Annotated in this window: 1 protein-coding gene; it reads right to left on the bottom strand. The window is 69.6% G+C overall.

Annotated elements, in window-relative coordinates; genetic code table 11:
* On the bottom strand, positions 1-276 hold a 276-nt coding region (locus tag Q0789_RS16655), incomplete at both ends, for an FGGY-family carbohydrate kinase (RefSeq protein ID WP_298807098.1).

Below are 276 nucleotides of genomic sequence, written 5' to 3'. Positions count from 1 at the left end.
AGCCCGAGGTTGTCGCGCAGCCACTGCACGAGCGAGCCCGTGACGGCGATGGCGCCCTCGAGCGCGTACACCGGCTTGTCGTCGCCGAGGCGGTAGGCCATCGTCGTCAGCAGGCCGTTGTCGCTGAAGACGAGGTCCTCGCCGGTGTTGACGATGAGGAAGTTGCCCGTGCCGTAGGTGTTCTTGGCGCCGCCGGGGGTGAACGCCGTCTGGCCGAAGGTGGCGGCCTGCTGGTCGCCGAGGATGCCCGCGATCGGCGTCTCGCGCAGCAGGTTC

The organism is uncultured Pseudokineococcus sp. (assembly GCF_947499845.1).
Classification (GTDB): Bacteria; Actinomycetota; Actinomycetes; order Actinomycetales; family Quadrisphaeraceae; genus Pseudokineococcus.
The sequence above is the reverse complement of the archived record's forward strand: the minus strand, read 5'-3'. Positions and strand labels throughout refer to the sequence as shown.